Below are 17,734 nucleotides of genomic sequence, written 5' to 3' on the forward strand. Positions count from 1 at the left end.
ATGAAACCGCCGTGAAACCGCGCTGATCCCCGCCGCCGTCACGGTTGCCGCATGACGACGACAACCTCACCGATGGTCGAGGCGACCGGGTTGCGCAAGGCGTACCGGAAGCAGGTGGTGCTCGACGGCGTCGACCTGCGCGTAGCCGAGGCCACGGTCTTCGCCCTGCTCGGCCCGAACGGCGCCGGCAAGACCACCACAGTGCAGATCCTCTCCACGCTGATCCCACCGGACGGCGGAACCGTGCGCGTCGCCGGCCACGACCTGGCCGCCGAGCCGGACCGGGTACGCGCCGTGATCGGCGTGACCGGCCAGTTCTCCGCCGTCGACGCGTTGCTCACCGGCGCGGAGAACCTGCGGCTGATGACCGACCTGCGGCATCTGGGCCGAATCGAGGGACGGCGGGTGGTGGACGACCTGCTGGCCCGCTTCGACCTGACCGACGCGGCGGACAAGCCGGTGGCGGCGTACTCGGGCGGGATGAAACGGCGGCTGGACCTGGCGATGACGCTTGTCGGCCGCCCCCGGCTGATCTTCCTGGACGAGCCGACGGCCGGCCTGGACCCGCGCAGCCGGCGGGCCATGTGGCAGATCGTGCGGGAGTTGGTGGCCGAGGGCACCACCGTCTTCCTGACCACTCAGTACCTGGAGGAGGCCGACCACCTGGCCGACCGGGTCGCGTTGCTCGACGGCGGTCGCCTCGTCGCCGAGGGCAGCCCGGCCGAGCTGAAGCGGCTGGTGCCCGGCGGTCACGTACGCCTGCACTTCACCGACCCGGCGCAACTGGCCGCGGCGGCCGGGCTGTTCCCGGCGGCCACCCGGCACGACGACGACCTCACGCTGCGGGTCCCCGGCGACGGCGGCGTCAGCGGGGTGAAGGCCCTGCTCGACCGGCTCGACGCGGCCGGCGTCGCCGTCGAGTCGATGAGCCTGCACACCCCCGACCTGGACGACGTCTTCCTGGCCCTCACCGGCCACCGCACCGAGGAGAAGGTGACCGCATGAGCACGCTCGCCCACACCGTCGGCGACTCGGCGACGATGCTGCGCCGCAACCTGAAGCACGCGGTGCGCTATCCGTCCCTGACAGCAGTGGTGATCGCCCTGCCGGTGGTCTTCCTGCTGCTGTTCGTCTACGTCTTCGGCGGCACGCTCGGCAACGGGCTCGGCGGCGTGGCCGGGGGCCGGTCCGCGTACGTCGACTACGTGACCCCCGGCATCCTGCTGCTCGCCCTGGCCGGCGCGGCGCAGGGCACCGCGATCTCGGTGGCCATGGACATGACCGAGGGCATCGTGGCCCGGTTCCGCACCATGTCCATCGCCCGCGCGGCGGTGCTCACCGGCCACGTCGTGGGCGCGGTGACGCAGACGCTGATCGGGCTGGCGGTGGTGGTCGCCGTGGCGCTGCTCGTCGGCTTCCGGCCGGATGCCGGCCCGGCGCAGTGGCTCGCCGCGGCCGGGCTGCTCACACTCACCGCGTTCGCCATCACCTGGCTGTCGGTCGCGCTGGGCATGGTGCCCAAGAGCGTGGAGAGCGCCAGCAACCTGCCGATGCCGCTGATGCTGCTGCCGTTCCTGGGCAGCGGTTTCGTGCCGACCGACTCGATGCCCGGGTGGCTCGCCTGGTTCGCCGGGCACCAGCCGTTCACCCCGATCATGGAGACGTTGCGCGGGCTGCTCCTGGCCGGTCCGGTCGACGGCGGCGACGCGCTCGCCGCGGTGGCCTGGTGTGCCGGGATCAGCCTGGTGGGCTACCTGTGGGCGCGCCGGCTGTACGACCGGGACCCGTCCCGCTGAGTTCCGCCACGGCGACGAGCCGCAGCTCATCGTGGTCGAGGGCGGCGTACGACGCGCGAGCGGCGTCGTACGCCGCCCGGTCCGCGTCGTAGGCCGCCTGCCGGGCCGCCGCCGAGGACATGGTGGGCTGGAAGTTGCGCTGGTAGCCGAAGCGCTCGGCGAGCGCGACGAGCCGGGCGCCGGCAGCCTTGTCGCCGGCACCACCCGACCGGTCCAGCTCGACCAGGGCGACGGCGAGCAGCAGAGACCCGTGGATCGGCAGTTGCACGAGAAAGCCCGGCGCGTCGGCGATCGGGTCGGCCAGCAGAGCCGCGCTCCTGCGGCGCAGCGCGTCGGCGAGCCCCGGCACCAGGTCCAGCCGGCCGTGCCGGGCGTGTGCCGCCAGGGCGGCCGCCCGGATCTCCAGGTGCCACGGCGCGTCGCCGGGCGGGCCGGACCAGATGAGCGGGTCCGCCGGCTGCCGCAACCCGTCCAGCGCCTCCCGCCAGCCGGCCAGCCCGGCGTCGACGTCGCCCCGGGCCAGCGCGAATTCGGCCCGGATGCCGCGCTCGTACGCCCGCATCCCGTACTGGTCGTCCTGCGCCGGCGCGGCGTCGTACCGGCCGTCGCAGGCGTCGGCGGTGGCCAGCCGCAGCCAGCGTTCCGCGTCGTCGACGTCGCCGAGCCCGAGGTTCACCAGGACCAGGCTCCACCGGATCTGGAGCCGGTCCCACCACGGGCCGGAGTCGGCGAGCAGGTCCAGCGCGGCGGTCAGGTGATCCCGGGCCTCCGCCGAGCGTTCGGTCTGCATGCACAACTCGCCGATCCGCGAGTGGACGAGCACCCGCAGCCACGGGATCGGCCGGTGGGCCAGCGCGTCCAGCATCCGCCGCGCCGCGTCCAGCGCGTCGTCCGGCCGCCCGGCCTGCTCCAGCAGGTAGCTGGCCAGGCCGTTCGCCATCGCGGCGACCAGCGGCTGCGGATGCGCGCGCAGCGCGGCGAGCGCGGCCGGGTCGGCCACGATCTCGGGGATCGCGCCCAGGACCGTCGCCATCGCGCCGACCAGGTCGTCCGTCGGGGGCGGCGGCAGTCTCCGCAGCACCACGAGCGAGCGGGTCGCCCGCCGCCCGGCGATCATCAGGGTGTGCGCCACGCCGAGCACGGCTACGGTACGAGCCGGCGCCACGAACTCCGGCGCGGGCCGGTAGTGGGACAGCAGGAAGTCGGTGTCGGCCACCAGCGCGAGCATCCGGGTGTAGCTGGTGTCGAGTGTCCACAACGCGGCGAGCGCGGCGGCGACGCCGACCACCGTGGGCGCGTCCGACCGGGCCGAGGCCAGTCGCAGCGCGGCGACGAGATTGTCCTGTTCGGACCGGACCGCCGCCAGGGCGGTGAACGGCTCGGGGCCGAGCAGCGTCTCGTGCTGCCCGAGGCCGAACTCGCGGGCCCAGGCGAGGAACGCCGCCGCGACACGGTCCGTCTCGCCGGCCTCGGCCCGGCGGGCCGCGCCGAACTCCCGCACCGTCTCCAGCATCCGGAACCGGATCGCCTCCGGCGTCTCCTCCACGCGCAGCAGCGACTGGTCGACCAGATGTTCCAGCACCGGCAGCGCGTCGTCGCCCAGCACCCGGTCGGCCGCCGCCGTGGTGAAGCCGTCGGGGAACACCGACAGCGCCCGCAGCGCCGCCCGCCCCTCCGGCCGCAGCAGGTTCCAGCTCCAGTCGACCACCGCGTGCAGCGTGTGGTGGCGCGGCGGGGCGTCCCGTGGGCCGCCGCGCAGCAGCCCGAACCGGTCGTCCAGCCGGCGGGCCAGCTCCGGCACGCTCATCGCCCGGACCCGGGCCGCGGCCAGCTCGATCGCCAGCGGCATCCCGTCCAGGTGCCGGCATACCTCGGCCACCTGCTCGGCGGGCAGCACCACGCCCGGCCGGGCGGCCCGGGCCCGCTGCGTGAACAACTCCACGGCCGTGTCCAGCGGCAGTTCGGGCAGCGCGTGCACCGCCTCCGACGTCAACCCGAGCGGGGTGCGGCTGGTGGTCAGGACCCGCAGCTCCCGGGTCGCCGCCAGCAGCGCCGCCACCAGCTCGGCGACGCCCCGGACCACCTGCTCGCAGTTGTCCAGCACCAGCAGCACCGGCCCGGCGCCGAGCGCCGTCACTATCGCGGCGACCGGGTCGGCGGGCACCGGCAGCGCGCCGACCGGGCCGGCGACCGGCTCGCCGACCCCCAGCGCCGCCGCGACCGCGTCCGGCACGTCGCCGTCGGCGGTGACCGCGCCGAGCGCCACCAGACGTACGGCGCGTTGCGGCGCGCGCCGGGCCACCGCGTACGCGAGCCGGGTCTTGCCCAGCCCGCCGGGACCGACGACGGAGACCACCCGGGCGTGGGTCAGCAGGGACTCCACGGCGGTCAGGTCGTCGTCGCGGCCGAGCAGCGGGTTCGGCTCGTACGGGATGCCGGGCCGGGCCACCCGGCTCTCCCCGTCGAGCAACTCCCGGTGCAGCTCGCGCAGCGCCGGCCCGGGGTCGGCGCCCAGCTCGTCGCGGAGCGAGCGGCGGTAGTCGTCGTACCGGGTCAGCGCCGCCGACCGGCTGGTCACCGCCGCCTCGCAGCGGAGCAGTTCGGCCAGCAGCTCCTCGTCGTGGCGGGTCCCGGCGGCCAGCGCGGCGAGCCCGGGCAGCGCCTCCGCAGGCCGGCCGAGCCGGGACAACGCGATCGCCCGGGCCCGGGACAGCGCGCGGTAGGTGGCCGCCCGCTCCGCGCGCAACGCGGTGAGCGGATCGCCCTCGCCCGGCTCGTCGCCCGGCGGACCGGCCCAGTACGCCAGCCCTGCCTCCGCCTCGGCCAGCGCGTCCGCGTGCTGGCCCGCCCGCGCGTGCCGGGCCGCCGCCGTGGCGTGCCGCAGCACCGCCGCCGCGTCCACCTGCGCGTCGGTGAGCGCCAGCCGGTAGCCGGTGGCGGTTCGCACGATCAGGTCGGCGCCCAGCTCGGCGCGGGCCCGGGACACCAGGATCTGCAACGCCTTCACCGGGTGCCGGGGCGGTTCGTCCGGCCAGAGCGCCTCGACCAGCGCACCGGTGCCGCAGCCCGCCCTGAGCCGCCCGGCCAGCAGCGCCAGCAGCCCGCGCAGCCGGGCCCCACCGACCGGCACACCCCGGCAGACCACGTCCGACAGCAGGGTCAGTTCGGTGGCCACCAGGCCAGCGTAGGCGGCGGACCGGCCCGTCACGGCCCCCGCGCCGGGGCGGTTCGTGCAGGCGGCGTGAAAAGCGCGTCAAGAAACCGCGCCCGCGCGTCATGGTCGCGTTATAGCCCCTGTCCGTACCGCCGGACCTGGCGTTTTGATTGCCCGGCGCGACCGGGAGGCGGTCGCGAGGACATCTTCCGCTAGGAGAGATCAGCCGTGTCTGACGTGCTGTTCGTGTTGCTGACGGTGGGGCTGTTCGCGGCGCTCGCCCTCGTGGTGAGGGGTGTGGAGAAGCTGTGAGCGCCGTCAACGCCGTCGGCTTGGTGCTGGCGATCGGGCTGGGCGTGTTCCTGGTCGTCGCCCTGCTGTTCCCGGAGCGCTTCTGATGAGCATGACGACAGCCGGCGTGCTCTTCGTCCTGTCGCTGGTGGCGGCGCTCGTCGCCGTGCACCGGCCGTTCGGCGACCACATGTACCGGGTGGTCGCCGGAACCCGGTCGTCCCTCCTCGAGCGGGGGATCTACCGCCTGGTCGGGGTCAACCCGGCCGCCGAGCAGACCTGGGGCGTGTACGCCCGCTCGGTGCTGGCCTTCTCGGCGGTGTCCCTGCTGTTCCTGTACGCGTTCCAGCGTCTGCAGAACCACCTGTGGCTCTCGCTGGGCTTCGAACCGGTGGTGCCGCACGGTGCCTGGAACACCGCTGTGTCGTTCGTGACCAACACGAACTGGCAGTGGTACTCGGGTGAGTCGACGATGGGCCACCTGGTGCAGATGGCCGGCCTGGCGGTGCAGAACTTCGTCTCGGCCGCGGTCGGCATCGCCGTCGCGGTGGCGCTGGTCCGGGGCTTCGCCCGCAGCCGCACCGGCGAGCTGGGCAACTTCTGGGTCGACCTGACCCGGGTCACGCTGCGGATCCTGCTGCCGATCGCGGTGCTCGGCGCGCTCGCGCTGATGCTCGGCGGCGTGGTGCAGAACCTGTCCGGCGGCACCGACGTGACCACGCTGACCGGCGGCGCCCAGACGATCACCGGCGGGCCGGTGGCCGGTCAGGAGGTCATCAAGGAGCTGGGCACAAACGGCGGCGGCTTCTACAACGCCAACAGCGCCCACCCGTTCGAGAACCCGACCGCGTGGACGAACTGGCTGGAGATCTTCCTGATCCTGGTGATCCCGTTCAGCCTGCCGCGGGTCTTCGGCCGGATGGTGGGGCAGAAGCGGCAGGGCTACGCGATCGCCGCGGTGATGGCGATCCTCGCGCTTGCCAGCATCACCCTCACCAACGTGTTCGAGCTGGCCGGCCACGGCACGGTGCCGCAGGCCGTCGGCGCGGCGCTGGAGGGCAAGGAGGTGCGCTTCGACGTGTCCAACTCGGCCACGTTCGCGGCGGCCACCACGCTCACCTCGACCGGCGCGGTCAACTCGTTCCACGACTCGTACACCGCTCTGGGCGGCATGATGACGCTGGGCAACATGATGCTCGGCGAGGTCGCGCCCGGCGGCGTCGGCGCCGGCCTGTACGGGCTGCTGATCCTCGCCGTGATCACGGTGTTCGTGGCCGGCCTGATGGTCGGGCGTACGCCCGAGTACCTGGGCAAGAAGATCGGCTCGCGCGAGATCAAGTTCGCCTCGATGTACTTCCTGATCACCCCGGCGCTGGTGCTCGCCGGCACCGCCGCCGCGTTCGCCACCGGCAACGACTCGACAACGCTCAACGTCGGGCCGCACGGACTGTCCGAAGTGCTCTACGCGTTCACCTCGGCCAGCAACAACAACGGCTCCGCGTTCGCCGGCATCACCGTGAACACGCAGTGGTGGAACATCGCGCTCGGGCTCTGCATGCTGCTCGGCCGGTTCCTGCCGATCATCTTCGTGCTCGCGCTGGCCGGCTCGCTCGCCCGCCAGCAACCCACACCCGCCTCCGAGGGCACCCTGCCGACCCACCGGCCGCTGTTCGTCGGCATGGTCGTCGGCGTCACCGTGGTCCTCGTCGCGCTCACGTTCCTTCCCGCGCTCGCGCTCGGCCCGCTGGCCGAAGGGCTGTGACCACCATGAGAGACAAGGACATGACAGCACCTCTCCAGACCGCCGACGCGCCGGTCACCGGCGACACCGCGGCACCCGGCACGCCCGACCGCCGGGACGACCGGGTCGGCGGCGGGTTGCTCGACCCTCGCCAATTGCTCCGGTCGCTGCCGGACGCGCTGCGCAAGCTCGACCCGCGCACGCTGTGGCGCAACCCGGTGATGCTGATCGTCGAGATCGGCGCGTTGTTCACCACAGTGCTCTCGGTGACCGACCCGTCGGTGTTCGCGGTCGCGATCACCGTCTGGCTCTGGCTCACCGTGCTCTTCGCGAACCTGGCCGAGGCGGTCGCCGAAGGGCGCGGCAAGGCGCAGGCCGACACGCTGCGCCGGGCCAAGCAGGACACCATCGCCACCCGCCTGGTCGGCTGGACGCCGGGCGCCGCCGCGAACGCGTACCGAGACGAGGCGGTACCCGCGCCGCAACTGCGCCAGGGCGACATCGTCATCGTCGAGGCCGGGCAGGTCATCCCCGGTGACGGCGACGTGGTCGAGGGCATCGCCAGCGTCGACGAGTCGGCGATCACCGGCGAGTCCGCGCCGGTGATCCGGGAGTCCGGCGGCGACCGCAGCGCCGTCACCGGCGGCACCCGGGTGCTCTCCGACCGGATCGTCGTGCAGATCACCCAGAAGCCGGGCGAGAGCTTCATCGACCGCATGATCGCGCTGGTCGAGGGCGCCAACCGGCAGAAGACGCCGAACGAGATCGCGCTGAACATCCTGCTGGCCGCGCTGACGATCGTCTTCCTGCTCGCCGTCGTCACGCTCCAGCCCATGGCCATCTTCGCCAAGGGGTACCAGGCCGCCGCGCCTGACACCGCCGCGATCACCGACTCCGGCGTCACCGGCGTCGTCCTGGTCTCGCTGCTGGTCTGCCTCATCCCGACCACCATCGGCGCGCTGCTGTCCGCGATCGGCATCGCCGGCATGGACCGGCTCGTGCAGCGCAACGTGCTGGCGATGAGCGGCCGGGCGGTCGAGGCGGCGGGCGACGTCAACACGCTGCTGCTGGACAAGACCGGCACGATCACGCTGGGCAACCGGCAGGCCGCCGAGTTCCTGCCGGTGACCGGTGTGGACGCGGCCACGCTCGCCGACGCGGCGCAACTGTCCAGCCTGGCCGACGAGACCCCCGAGGGTCGCTCGGTGGTGGTGCTCGGGAAGAACGAGTACGGGCTGCGCGAGCGCGAGCCCGGCGTGATCCCGCACGCCACGTTCGTGCCGTTCACCGCGCAGACCCGGATGAGCGGCGTCGACCTGGACGCCGACGGCGACGTCAGGCAGATCCGCAAGGGCGCCGCCGCCGCGGTGATGAAGTGGGTACGCGAGCACGGCGGCCACCCGACCGAGCAGGTCGGTGAACTGGTCGACGCGATCAGCGGCACCGGCGGCACGCCGCTCGTGGTGGCCGAGCACGTGGCCGGCGAACCGGCCCGGGCGCTCGGCGTCATCCACCTCAAGGACGTGGTGAAGGCCGGGATGCGGGAGCGCTTCGACGAGATGCGCCGGATGGGCATCCGGACCGTGATGATCACCGGCGACAACCCGCGTACCGCGAAGGCCATCGCCGACGAGGCGGGCGTGGACGACTTCCTCGCCGAGGCCACGCCGGAGGACAAGCTCGCCCTGATCCGCAAGGAACAGGAGGGCGGCCGGCTGGTCGCGATGACCGGCGACGGCACCAACGACGCGCCCGCGCTGGCCCAGGCGGACGTCGGCGTGGCCATGAACACCGGCACGTCGGCCGCGAAGGAGGCCGGCAACATGGTCGACCTCGACTCCGACCCGACCAAGCTGATCGAGATCGTGGAGATCGGCAAGCAGTTGCTGATCACCAGGGGCGCGTTGACGACGTTCAGCATCGCCAACGACATCGCGAAGTACTTCGCGATCATCCCGGCCATGTTCGCCGGCATCTACCCGTCGCTGGACCAGCTCAACATCATGCGGCTGGCCAGCCCCGAGTCGGCGATCCTCTCCGCCGTCGTCTTCAACGCGACAGTCATCGTGGCGCTGATCCCGCTGGCCCTGCGCGGCGTGCGTTACCGCCCGGCCAGCGCGTCCGCGCTGCTGCGCCGCAACCTGTGGCTCTACGGCCTCGGCGGCATCGTGGTGCCGTTCGTCGGCATCAAGCTCATCGACCTGCTCGTCCAGTTCGTCCCGAGGATCTCGTGATGCGCCTTCCCGGTTGGCTCTCCCAGCACCTGGCCGCCCTGCGCGCGGTACTCGTCTTCACCGTGCTGCTCGGCCTTCTCTACCCGCTCGCCCTGGTCGCCGTCGGCCGGCTCCCCGGCCTCGACGGCAAGGCCGACGGCTCACTGCTCACAGTCGACGGCCGGACCGTCGGCAGTTCCCTGATCGGCCAGTCGTTCACCGACGCGGACGGCAACCCGGTCCCGCGCTACTTCCAGTCCCGTCCGTCGGCCGCCGGGGACGGCTACGACCCGACCGCCACCGCGGCCGGCAACCTCGGCCCGGAGAGCGTGGTGGACACGCTCACCGGCGACGAGGAGACCTCGGCGCAGAGCCTGCTCACCCAGGTCTGCGCGCGTAGCAAGGCAGTCGGCGAACTGGACGGCGTGGACGGGCGGCGCCCGTACTGCACGCCGGACGGGGTGGGCGCGGTGCTCGCCGTGTTCCGCGCCGACGGGCTCACCGGCCGGATCACCCGCGTGGTGAGCGTCAACCAGGCCGCGCCCGCGAGGCCGTTCGTCACCACCTGGCAGGGCGTACTGGTGGAGGCGGCGCGGCCCGGCCACGACTACGTGGCCGAGGGCGGCATCGTCACCCCGGTCCGCGGGGACGCCCCGGCGCGGCCCGCCGTGCCGGCCGACGCGGTCACCGCCGGCGGCAGCGGCCTCGACCCGCACATCTCCCCGGCGTACGCCCGGATCCAGGTGGCCCGGGTGGCGCGGGAGCGCGGCGCGGACCCGGCGGCGGTACGGCGGCTGGTCGCCGAGCACACCACCGGCCGGGCGCTGGGCTTCATGGGCGAGCCCGGCGTGAACGTGCTGGAACTCAACCTCGCGCTCGACGAGGCGTTCCCGGCGCGCTGACGGAAGTGTTAAGAAGGGCCCCCTTCACCTCGCGAGGCGTTAACAGGGGGCCCTTCCTTGCACTCAGGGAGGATGGGGTTGTGGGCAGGGGTGAACTGCGGATCTATCTCGGGGCCGCCCCGGGCGTCGGCAAGACGTACGCCGTGCTCGAAGAGGCCCGGCGGCGGGCCGAACGCGGCACCGACGTGGTGATCGGCCTGGTCGAGACGCACGGCCGCCGGCACACCGCCGAGATGATCGGCGACCTGGAGGTGGTGCCGCGCCGGTCGATGACCTACCGGGGCGTCGAGTTCACCGAGATGGACCTGGACGCGGTGCTGGCCCGGTGGCCCGAGGTCGTCGTGGTGGACGAGTTGGCCCACACGAACGTGCCCGGCTCCCGGCACGACAAGCGCTGGCAGGACGTGCAGGAGCTGCTCGACGCCGGGATCAGCGTGCTCTCCACCGTCAACGTGCAGCACCTGGAGTCGCTCAACGACGTGGTCGCGCAGATCACCGGCACCACCCAGCGGGAGACCGTGCCGGACCAGGTGGTCCGGGCCGCCGAGCAGGTCGAGCTGGTGGACATGACGCCGGAGGCGCTGCGCCGCCGGATGGCGCACGGCAACATCTACCGGCCCGACAAGATCGACGCCGCGCTCGGCAACTACTTCCGGGTCGGCAACCTCACCGCGCTGCGCGAGCTGGCGCTGCTCTGGCTGGCCGACAAGGTCGACGAGCAGCTCGACGCGTACCGCGCCCAGCAGGGCATCTCCGACACCTGGGAGGCGCGGGAACGGGTGGTCGTCGCGCTGACCGGCGGCCCGGAGGGCGAGACGCTGATCCGCCGGGCCGCCCGGATCGCCGCCCGCAGCAAGGGCGCCGACCTGCTCGCCGTGCACGTCGCCCGCAGCGACGGGCTGGCCGGCGCCGACCCGGCCCAACTGGCCCGGCAGCGGGTGCTGGTGGAGAGCCTCGGCGGCACGTACCACCAGGTGCTCGGCGCCGACATCCCGGCCGCGCTGCTCGACTTCGCCCGGGGCGTCAACGCCACCCAGCTCGTGCTCGGCGCGAGCCGCCGGGGCCGGTTCGCGCAGGTGTTCGCCAGGGGCGTCGGGGTGACCACCACCGCGCTCTCCGGCCCGATCGACGTGCACCTGGTCACCCACCCGCAGGCGGGGCGCGGGCGCCGGGCGGGGGCGGTGCCCGCCGCGCTGTCCCGGAGGCGCCGGCTGGTCGGGTACGCGCTCGCGGCGCTCGGCATGCCGCTGCTCACGCTGCTGCTGCGGACGCTGCCCGACCTCACGCTGACGAACGACATCCTGCTGTTCCTCGCCGGAGTGGTGGGCGTGGCGCTGGTCGGCGGGCTGTGGCCCGCGCTGGTCGCCGCGCTCGGCGGCTCGCTGCTGCTCAACTGGTTCTTCACACCGCCGTACCGGACGCTGACCATCGCCGAGGCGGACAACCTGCTCGCCCTCGGCGTGTTCGTCGGCGTCGCCATCGCGGTGAGCTGGGTGGTCGACGTCGCGGCCCGGCGTACCCGGGAGGCGGCGCGGGCCTCCGCCGACGCGCAGACGCTGGCCACCGTCGCGGGCAGCGTGCTGCGCGGCGAGCGGCCGCTGCCCGCCCTGCTGGACCGGCTGCGGGAGACGTTCGGGCTGCGCGCGGTGAGCGTGCTCGAACTGACCGCCGAGGCCGAGGGGCGGCCGGCCCGCTCCCGGGAGGAAGGCGCCTGGCGGGTGGTGGCGAGTGTCGGGGAGCGGCCCCCGGGCAGCCCGAGCGCGGGCGAGACGGTGGTGCCGGTCGACGACCGGCTCAGCGTGGTGCTCGCCGGCCGGCGGCTGGAGGCGGCGGACCGCCGGGTGGTCGAGGCGTTCGCCGCGCAGGCCGCCGTCGCGCTGCGCCAGGAGCGGCTGGCCGAGGAGGCCGCCACCGCCCGCCCGCTGGCAGCCGCCGACCGGATGCGTACCGCGCTGCTCGCGGCGGTCAGCCACGACCTGCGTACGCCGCTGGCATCGGCCAAGGCCGCGGTGAGCAGCCTGCGCAGCCACGACGTCGAGTTCGACCCGGACGACCGGGAGGAGCTGCTGGCCACCGCGGACGAGTCGCTGGACCGGCTGGGCCGGCTGGTGGCGAATCTGCTCGACATGAGCCGCCTGCAGGCCGGCGCGCTCGGCGTCACCACCACCGCGATCGGGCTGGAGGACGCCGTACCCCGGGCGCTTGACGAGCTGGGCGCGGCGGCGGCCGAGGTCGCCACGGACATCCCGGCCGACCTGCCGGCGGCGCTGGCCGACCCGGGCCTGCTGGAGCGCGTGCTGGTCAACGTGGTGTCGAACGCGCTGCGGCACAGCCCGCCCGGCCGGCCGCCGACGATCACCGGCAGCGCGCACGCCGGGCAGGTCGAGCTGCGGGTGGTCGACACCGGACCGGGCATCCCGGAGGACCAGTGGGAGCACGTCTTCCTGCCGTTCCAGCGCCTCGGCGACCGGGACAACCAGACCGGCGTGGGCCTCGGGCTGGCACTGTCCCGGGGTCTCGCCGAGGCGATGGGTGGCAGCATCACCCCGGAGACCACGCCCGGCGGCGGGCTCACCATGGTGTTGCGGCTGCCGGCCGCCCCGCACCCGGAAGGGCCGCAGGAATGACCCGCATCCTGGTCGTCGACGACGAGCCGCAGATCCTGCGCGCCCTGCGGATCAACCTGCGTGCCCGGGGCTACGACGTCGAGGTGGCCGACAGCGGCGCCGCCGCGCTCAAGGCCGCCGCCGGGCACCCGCCGGACCTGGTGGTGCTCGACCTGGGCCTGCCCGACCTGGACGGCACCGAGGTCATCCGGGGCCTGCGCGGCTGGACCGGCGTGCCGATCATCGTGCTCTCCGGCCGGGCCGGCAGCGAGGACAAGGTGGCCGCGCTCGACGCGGGCGCCGACGACTACGTCACCAAGCCGTTCGGGGTCGACGAGCTGCTCGCCCGCATCCGCGCGGTGACCCGGCGGCTCGCGCCCGCCACGCCCGCCGTGCCCGCGCTGCGGATCGGCCGCAACACCGTCGACCTGGCCGACCGGACCGTCACCCGGGACGACGGCGTCGAGGTCAAGCTCACCCCCACCCAGTGGGCCATGCTGGAGAAGCTGCTGCGCAACCCGGGCAAGCTGGTCAGCCAGCGTCAGCTGCTGCACGACGTGTGGGGGCCGGAGTACCACCAGGAGACGAACTACCTGCGGCAGTACATGGCCCAGTTGCGGCGCAAGCTGGAGGACGACCCGGCCCGGCCCCGGCACCTGATCACCGAGCCCGGGATGGGCTACCGCTACCGCCCCTGACGTTTGCGACCGCGTCCGCGGGGGACTCGGCGAGCCGGTCGGGCAGCGGGGGAGGGGCATGGCGGGAAACCGGTCCTCGGAGGGGTTCGGCCGGCGGCTGGACGAGCACGCCATCGACGCCGGCGCGGCGGAGCCGGAGCGCCCCGACGGGCTGGTCGACAGCGGCGTCTACGTCGACGGGGCACGCCGGGCGTCGCCTGTGAGCCTCGCCGACACGTACCGCTGCCTGCAGCAGCTCGACGACGCGATGGCCTGGATCGGGCTGCTCCGGCCGGACCGCGAGCAGATCGGCTCGCTCGCCGCCGAGTTCCAGCTCCCCGACCTGGCCGTCGAGGACGCCATCAACGCCCATCAGCGCCCGAAGCTGGAACGGTACGGCGACACCCTGTTCGTGGTGCTGCGCGCCGCCCGCTACCTGGACGAGCGGGACGCTGTCGAGTTCGCCGAACTGCACCTGTTCCTCGGGCCGGGATTCGTGATCACCGTGCGGCACGGCGGCACGCCCGACCTGGCCGAGGTACGACGGCGGCTGGAGGCCGAGCCGAACGTGCTCGCGTTCGGCCCGGAGGCAGTGCTCTACGCCGTGCTCGACCGGGTCGTGGACGGCTACGCGCCGGTGGTGGCCGGGCTGGAGAACGACATCGACGAGATCGAGACCGAGGTGTTCGGCGGCGACCCGAACGCCAGCCGCCGCATCTACGAGCTGAGCCGCGAGGTGATCCAGTTCCAGCGGGCCGCCCGCCCGCTGCTGAAGGTCGTGGACGAGCTGACACACGGCTTCGACAGGTACGGCACGGACGAGGAACTGCGCCGCCGGATGCGCGACGTGGCCGACCACCTGACCCAGGTGGTGGAGCGGGTGGACGCGTTCCGGCACCTGCTCCAGAACATCCTCACCGTCAACGCCACGCTGGTCTCGCAGGCGCAGAACGAGGAGATGCGTAGCCTGACCGCCGCCAGCTTCGAGCAGAACGAGGAGATCAAGCGGGTCTCCGCCTGGGCGGCCATCCTGTTCGCGCCGACCCTGATCGGCACCGTCTACGGGATGAACTTCGGCCACATGCCGGAGCTGGGCTGGCGGTACGGCTACCTGTTCGCGCTCGCCCTGATGCTCGCCGTCTGCGGCGCGCTCTACCTGCTGTTCAAGCGCCGCGGCTGGCTGTGAGCCGGACCGGCCGCGCCTCGCCGTGACCGTACGCCGGTGGTGATCCACTAAAGTGTCCGGGTGACTACCCCCTGTCGTCCGTACGTTGCCCGGACCTCGTGTCGTGGAGGTAGGCGCTGATCGGGGACACGGTCCCGGCCCCGCGCGGTGGACGCCGGGCGGGCCCGGGGCGGCGGGGACTGGCGGGCCACTGTGCCCGGATCGTCGCGTCCCGGCCGTTCGAGGTGGCCATCGTGGTGCTCATCATGGCCAACGGCGTGGTGCTGGGCATCGAGACGTACCCGAACCTGGGCGCCGCCGGGCCGGTGCTGCGGTGGACGGAGCTGATGTTCCGGGCGGCCTTCGTCGTGGAGATCACCATCCGGGTGCTCGCCTACGGCCGCCGCCCGCAGGATTTCTTCCGGCACGGCTGGAACGTCTTCGACCTGCTGGTGACCGCTGCCATCTTCGTCCCGGGGCTGCACGGCGACTCAGCGGTGCTGCGGTTCATCCGCGTCGCCCGGGTGCTGCGCCTGGTCCGCTTCTCGCCCGGCCTGCGGACCATCGTCGCGGCGCTGTGGCGCAGCCTGCCCGGCGTCGCCGGGTTCCTCGCGCTCGCCGCCGTCACGCTCTACGTGTACGGCATGGCCGGCTGGCTGATCTTCGGCGACCGCTATCCCGAGCAGTACGGCGACATCGGTCGTTCCCTCGTCACGCTGTTCGTGCTGCTGTCCCTGGAGACGCTGCCGGACCTGCTGGAACAGGGCCTGGCCGTGTCGCCGTGGACGCTGCTCTACTACGTCAGTTTCGTGATGATCGCTGTCAACCTGCTGCTGAACATCCTCATCGCGGTCATCGTCAACTCGATGGAGGAGGCGCGCCGGCTGGAGATGACCGAAGGGCTGGCACCGGACTACGACTCCGACGGCGACGGGATACCCGACGAGGTGGACCGGATCGCGATCAGCCAGCGCCTGGACGACCTGCGCATGGTCATCGCCGAGCTGGAGCGGGAACTGCGCATCGAACGTGAGGAGCCGCCCGGCGCGCCGCGCCGCCGCCAGCCCTCGGACCACTGACCGGCAGGTCATGACAGTTTCGTGACGAAAGCCGCCCGCACGTTTGGCCGGGCGGTTGATCGGGGCAACCACCGAGGCGCCAACACATCTGAGGGAAGGGACGCCTCTCGTGGAGATCACGGGCTTCTTCACCGCGCTCATCATCGGCCTCGTCATCGGCGCGCTCGGGCGCCTGGTGGTGCCGGGCAAGCAGAACATCCCGATCTGGCTGACCCTGCTCATCGGTGTGGTCGCCGCGTTCGTCGGCACCCTGGTCGCCGGCGCGTTCGGCGTCGACGACACCGCCGGCATCGACTGGATCGAGCTGGCGCTCCAGGTGGCCTTCGCCGCCATCGGCGTCGCCGTCTTCGCCGGCCTGTACGGTCGTCGCCGCGTCTGAGGACCGAAGGAAGGGCCCCTTCTTAACGCATTCTGCATAAGAAGGGGCCCTTCTTAACGCGCGCCTGCGGCTACTCCCGCCAACCGGTCAGCTCGACGCCCTTGGCCAGCTCCACCCGGAAGCCCAGCGCGATCTCGCCGCTCTCGCCCGGCGCGAGCGACAGCCGCCAGGTCAGCTCGCCCAGCTCCGTACGCTCGGCGGGCGGCGGCGTCAGCGCCGTCTCGCGTACCGCCACGGCCTCGTCCCGGGACACCGGCATCTGGTCCCGGACCTCGACAGTCGCCGGGCGGGGCGTGTGGTTCGCCACCGTGATCCGGTACTCCACCTCCCGGCGCCGCGTCGACCCGAGCGTCGCCTTGCTCTCGGTGCGCCGGTGCAGCTTCCGCTCCACCCGTACCCGGTCGTCCACACCGAGCGCCAGCTCGGTCTCCTCGCCCGGCGCCCACGTCGGCAGCCGCGTCGCCGCCACGAAGTCCGCGCCGTGGAACACCGACGCCGGGCCGGGCAGCAGCGTGTGGTCCGACGTGTTGCGGACGGTGGCCCGCAGGTGCGCCTCGGCGGCGCGTACCGGCACGCTCACGTGGTCCAGCCGGGCCGGCAGCTCCAGCGCCGCGACTGTCACCCGGTGCGCGCTGCCGTCGGCCGGCACCGCCACCGGCCGGGCGGGCCGGTACGTCGCCGCCGTGACGCCCTGCTCGACCTCGGCGACGCTCTCCCGCACCGCCGGTCGGGGCGCCGCGGACCGCGCCGCGCCGGCCCGGCCCGCCGGCGCCGAGCCGGGCGCCGGGGGCGGCGGCATACCGCCGAACGACGCGGCCGACGCGGCCATCGGCGGCTGCGGGCGGAGCCGGTCGAGATACCAGGGCGACAGTTCGGGTACGCCGCTTGCCGCCGCCGGGCGGGCGGTGGAGAGCAGAAGTTCGCACTCCGGCCAGTCCTCGCCAGTGCCCTGGCTGACCAGCCCGAACCAGGTGACCGTCATGGTGTCCTCGACCAGCCGCAGGTCGTAGGAGGGCGTCCAGCGGGCGCCGTCGACCAGATAGCTCAGCTCCAGCTCCACCTCGGTGTCGTCGGCGTCGACGGAGACGGACACCTCGGCGGCCAGCCGGTCCGGCGCCCGCTTGCCGCGCGCCGCCTCCAGCTCGCGGTCGACAGCGGCCAGCTCCTCCGCCAGCTCGGTGCGCCGCCGGGCCAGCCCGCGCCGCCGGGCCCGGGACTCGGCGAGCTGCCCGGACACCGAGTCGGTGAAGGCCGCCACGTCGGCCGGGGCCGCGTCGCCCGCGGCCAGCGCCCGGGCGTACGTGCCACCGGCCCGCTCGGCCAGCCGGGTGAGGAACTCGCCGCGCTGTTCCTCGATCGCGTCGGTGTCCCCGACCTCGGTCAGCTCGTCGGCCAGTTCACGGCGCCGCCGTTCCAGCTCGACGACCTGGGCGTCGGTGCTGCGCGCCTGCCGCCACGCCGCCACGTCCACCCCGAGCACCGTCACCGCGCCCCGGCCACCCACCCGGATCGAGTCCCGGCGCAGGCCCGGCGGGAGCGGAGCGACGCGTACCCGATGGTCGCCGGCGGCCAGCCGGAGACGGCCGCGGCGGGTGACCCGGGCGCGGTCCGGGTAGACGGTCACGCCGACGACTGGCGCATCGATCTCCAGAGTGTCCACGGCGGCGAGGGTAGTTCAGCCGCGCCCACGACGGGGCTGCCGAAGGTGCATCCGCTGGTCGACGGCGAGCG

At 73.5% G+C, this 17,734-nt stretch carries 13 protein-coding genes; 11 read left to right on the plus strand and 2 right to left on the minus strand.

The genetic code is table 11. The features are described from left to right. Positions 1–51 precede the first annotated feature (51 nt). Together FHU28_RS05745 and FHU28_RS05750 are read left to right on the plus strand one after the other, a co-directional pair. On the plus strand, positions 52–1,005 hold the full coding sequence (locus FHU28_RS05745) for an ATP-binding cassette domain-containing protein (RefSeq protein WP_184681591.1): 954 nt from the start codon (positions 52–54) through the stop codon (positions 1,003–1,005). Beyond that, on the plus strand, positions 1,002–1,796 hold the full coding sequence (locus FHU28_RS05750) for an ABC transporter permease (RefSeq protein WP_184681592.1): 795 nt from the start codon (positions 1,002–1,004) through the stop codon (positions 1,794–1,796). The genes FHU28_RS05745 and FHU28_RS05750 overlap by 4 nt, the downstream gene beginning before the upstream one ends. Here FHU28_RS05750 and FHU28_RS05755 read toward each other — a convergent pair. Continuing rightward, complete coding sequence (locus FHU28_RS05755) at positions 1,738–4,971, minus strand: ATP-binding protein (RefSeq protein WP_184681594.1); 3,234 nt, start codon at positions 4,969–4,971, stop codon at positions 1,738–1,740. The two genes, FHU28_RS05750 and FHU28_RS05755, sit on opposite strands and share 59 nt — an antisense overlap. 287 nt (positions 4,972–5,258) lie before the next feature. On the opposite strand from FHU28_RS05755, the gene kdpF reads away from it, so the two are divergent. From kdpF to FHU28_RS05800, 9 genes are all read left to right on the plus strand, one after another. Further along, entirely contained in the window at positions 5,259–5,348 is a 90-nt protein-coding gene (gene kdpF / locus FHU28_RS05760; protein WP_036343797.1) for a K(+)-transporting ATPase subunit F, read from the plus strand. Further along, on the plus strand, positions 5,348–7,003 hold the full coding sequence (kdpA, locus tag FHU28_RS05765) for a potassium-transporting ATPase subunit KdpA (RefSeq protein WP_184681596.1): 1,656 nt from the start codon (positions 5,348–5,350) through the stop codon (positions 7,001–7,003). Before kdpF ends, kdpA begins: the two co-directional genes overlap by 1 nt. Positions 7,004–7,023: 20 nt before the next feature. Then, positions 7,024–9,216: a potassium-transporting ATPase subunit KdpB gene (gene kdpB / locus FHU28_RS05770; RefSeq protein ID WP_184681598.1), complete on the plus strand. Its 2,193-nt coding sequence runs from the start codon at positions 7,024–7,026 to the stop codon at positions 9,214–9,216. After that, positions 9,216–10,097, plus strand: coding sequence for a potassium-transporting ATPase subunit C (locus tag FHU28_RS05775; RefSeq protein ID WP_184681600.1), 882 nt, complete (start codon positions 9,216–9,218; stop codon positions 10,095–10,097). Before kdpB ends, FHU28_RS05775 begins: the two co-directional genes overlap by 1 nt. Before the next feature lie 80 nt (positions 10,098–10,177). Further along, a complete protein-coding gene (locus tag FHU28_RS05780; RefSeq protein WP_184681603.1) occupies positions 10,178–12,724 on the plus strand; it encodes a sensor histidine kinase in 2,547 nt (848 codons plus the stop codon). Then, on the plus strand, positions 12,721–13,401 hold the full coding sequence (locus tag FHU28_RS05785; protein WP_030503484.1) for a response regulator: 681 nt from the start codon (positions 12,721–12,723) through the stop codon (positions 13,399–13,401). The genes FHU28_RS05780 and FHU28_RS05785 overlap by 4 nt, the downstream gene beginning before the upstream one ends. Before the next feature lie 58 nt (positions 13,402–13,459). Continuing rightward, positions 13,460–14,566, plus strand: coding sequence for a magnesium and cobalt transport protein CorA (locus tag FHU28_RS05790; protein WP_184681606.1), 1,107 nt, complete (start codon positions 13,460–13,462; stop codon positions 14,564–14,566). Positions 14,567–14,745: 179 nt separating this feature from the next. Then, a complete protein-coding gene (locus FHU28_RS05795) occupies positions 14,746–15,624 on the plus strand; it encodes an ion transporter (RefSeq protein ID WP_260413304.1) in 879 nt (292 codons plus the stop codon). A gap of 109 nt (positions 15,625–15,733) precedes the next feature. Then, the gene (locus FHU28_RS05800; protein ID WP_091414878.1) at positions 15,734–16,003 is read left to right on the plus strand and encodes a GlsB/YeaQ/YmgE family stress response membrane protein; all 270 of its coding nucleotides are present in this window, start codon (positions 15,734–15,736) and stop codon (positions 16,001–16,003) included. A 70-nt stretch (positions 16,004–16,073) separates the two neighbouring features. Here the strand turns inward: FHU28_RS05800 and FHU28_RS05805 are convergent, their stop codons facing one another. Further along, entirely contained in the window at positions 16,074–17,663 is a 1,590-nt protein-coding gene (locus tag FHU28_RS05805; RefSeq protein WP_184681608.1) for a DUF4139 domain-containing protein, read from the minus strand. Between the last annotated feature and the right edge of the window lie 71 nt (positions 17,664–17,734).

It is taken from the genome of Micromonospora echinospora (assembly GCF_014203425.1).
Lineage (GTDB): Bacteria > Actinomycetota > Actinomycetes > Mycobacteriales > Micromonosporaceae > Micromonospora > Micromonospora echinospora_A.